The 2,456-nt window shown below is 60.2% G+C and carries 3 protein-coding genes; all 3 read left to right on the forward strand.

The features are described 5' to 3' along the window. On the forward strand, positions 1 to 604 hold a 604-nt coding region (locus VIW95_RS03890; protein ID WP_331584103.1), incomplete at its 5' end, for a nitrilase-related carbon-nitrogen hydrolase. 33 nt (positions 605 to 637) lie between these two features. Further along, the gene (locus VIW95_RS03895) at positions 638 to 1,267 is read left to right on the forward strand and encodes an FMN-dependent NADH-azoreductase (protein ID WP_331584104.1); all 630 of its coding nucleotides are present in this window, start codon (positions 638 to 640) and stop codon (positions 1,265 to 1,267) included. Further along, positions 1,264 to 2,370 (forward strand): agmatine deiminase family protein, encoded by a 1,107-nt coding sequence (locus VIW95_RS03900; protein WP_331584105.1) that lies wholly within the window; start codon positions 1,264 to 1,266, stop codon positions 2,368 to 2,370. The genes VIW95_RS03895 and VIW95_RS03900 overlap by 4 nt, the downstream gene beginning before the upstream one ends. The last annotated feature ends 86 nt before the right edge of the window (positions 2,371 to 2,456 follow it).

Below are 2,456 nucleotides of genomic sequence, written 5' to 3' on the forward strand. Positions count from 1 at the left end.
GATCTTCGAGCGGCGCGCCGCCGGCGTCTATCACAATACTGCGGCCGTCATCGACGAGGCCGGCAAAATCGTCGGACGCTACCGCAAGATGCACATCCCCGACGATCCCCGCTACTACGAAAAATTCTACTTCACCCCCGGCGATCTCGACTTCGTCGCGCATCCCACTTCGCGCGGCTCGGTCGGCGTGCTCGTATGCTGGGATCAATGGTTTCCCGAAGCGGCGCGGCTCACCGCGATGGCTGGTGCGCAGATTCTCTTCTATCCGACGGCCATCGGATGGTGGCATGGCGAGCCCGAAAAAGTCCGCCCCAAGCAGGTGAATGCGTGGGAGACCATCCAGCGTAGTCACGCAATAGCCAACGGCGTGTTCGTCGCGGCGGTCAATCGCGTCGGCGTCGAAGGCGAGCTCGAGTTCTGGGGCGATTCATTCGTCGTCGATCCATTCGGCGAAGTGATTGCCCGCGCCAGCGCGACCGCCGAGGAAACGCTGGTCGCCGAATGCGACCTCGCGAAAATTGAGCAAGTCCGCCGCAACTGGCCGTTCCTGCGCGACCGCCGCATCGACGCTTACGCCGATCTCACGCGCCGCTACCGCTCGTAGCCGTATTCCACATTCGTTTTGGATGGATTCACAATGAACGTTCTACATATTCAGTCATCGCCGCGAGGTGACAAATCGAAATCTATCGCGCTAACAAGCGCCTTTCTTTCGGCGTCAAGGAAAGTCTTCCCCGCGATTGATGAGGACGTCCTGAATGTCTGGAATGAAAACCTACCGGAGTTCGATACCGCATCCATCGGGGCGAAGTACAAGGCCATCAATCACCAGCCAATGACAGACGCAGAAACGCGTACATGGAACCGCATCCTGGAATTGATCGGTCGCTTCCAACGAGCGAACCGAATTGTCCTGGGCCTGCCCATGTGGAACTTCTCAATCCCGTACAAGCTCAAACATTTGATCGATCTGACCGCTCAGCGCAATTACCTGTTCACCTATGACGGCAAGGAATATGGGCCACTCCTCGACGTTCCCAAAGCACTCGTCGTCTATGCGCGGGGATCTGTTTATCGCGAAAATACTCCGATACCGCCGTCGTTTGATCACCAGGCGCCTTACATTGATTTCTGGCTTCGTATGATAGGAGTGCGTGAGGTTCGCAGCGTGGTCGTGGACAACGTGTTTCAGGACGATGCCGAATCAGCCGCCAGGGTAGCCGCCGGCAAGCAATCAGTTGCACGATTGGTTGATGGCTTCTGGTGAGCAATATTTCACCTGACCATCGCCGCCTTCTCGCCGGCTACCGGATGCCCGCGGAGTGGGAGTCGCATCTCGCGTGCTACCTCGCATGGCCGCACAATCTCGACACCTGGCCCGGCAAGTTCGACGTCATCCCTCCGATCTACGCTGCCATGGTCGCAAAGATCGCGCGCTTCGAACCCGTCCGTCTTGCAGTTACCGATGAAAAACAAATCGAGCCAGTCCGCGCGATGATTCTCGACGCTGCCCGCCGCACCGAAAAGGAAGCGCCCGGCCCGCTGCTGCCGGTCGATATTTTTCATCTGCCCACTAACGATGCGTGGGTGCGCGATCACGGCCCGATTTTCGTTAACCGTGTCGCGAGCGCCGATGCGTCCGCCGGCCCAGCTCAGATCGCGCTCGACTGGCGCTTCAACTCGTGGGGCGAAAAGTACGGCGCCTTCGATCTCGACGACGTCGTCCCGCAAAAGCTCGGGCATCGCTACGGCTTCGAAGTGATCGAGCCGGGCATCGTGCTCGAAGGCGGTTCGATCGACGTCAACGGCGGCGGCTCCGTTCTCACCACCGAGTCTTGCCTGCTCAACCCCAATCGCAATCCCGCGCTCTCCCGCGCCGATATCGAGGATTACCTCCGCACCTATCTCGGCGTGACCAACGTGCTCTGGCTCGGCGACGGAATCGCCGGCGACGACACCGACGGACACATCGACGACCTCGCGCGCTTCGTCGCCCCCGGCACTATCGTCACCGTCGTCGAGGACGACCCCGCCGACGTGAACTACGCCGTCCTGCGCGACAACCTCGCCCGTCTGCGCGCGATGCGCGATCACGACGGCCGCCCCTTCAAAATCGAAACTCTCCCAATGCCTCCCGCCGTCATCCACGAGGACACCCGCCTGCCAGCCTCGTACGCGAACTTCTATATAGCGAATCGCGCAGTCCTGATGCCGACCTTCGACAGTCCAACCGACGCGATCGCTTCCGCGACTCTGTCCCGCCTTTTACCTGGACGCGTCGTTGTCGGCGTCCCCTCGACCGACCTGGTCTGGGGACTCGGCTCCGTCCACTGCCTGAGCCAGCAGCACCCCGCACCGCCAGCCGTCTGATTTTCTTGCCCGTTACCGTATGTTTTTCGGTTTCCCTTTCCCACTAGGGGGGAAGGGGTTTAAGGGTCGGTTCTTCAACTAAATCT

This window comes from Binatus sp. (SeqCode) (assembly GCF_036522015.1).
GTDB lineage: Bacteria > Desulfobacterota > Binatia > Binatales > Binataceae > Binatus.

Bases quoted from the DNA above. Each gene is read 5' to 3' on its own strand.
- VIW95_RS03895 (WP_331584104.1), top strand. From the start codon at position 638: ATGAACGTTCTACATATTCAGTCATCGCCGCGAGGTGACAAATCGAAA.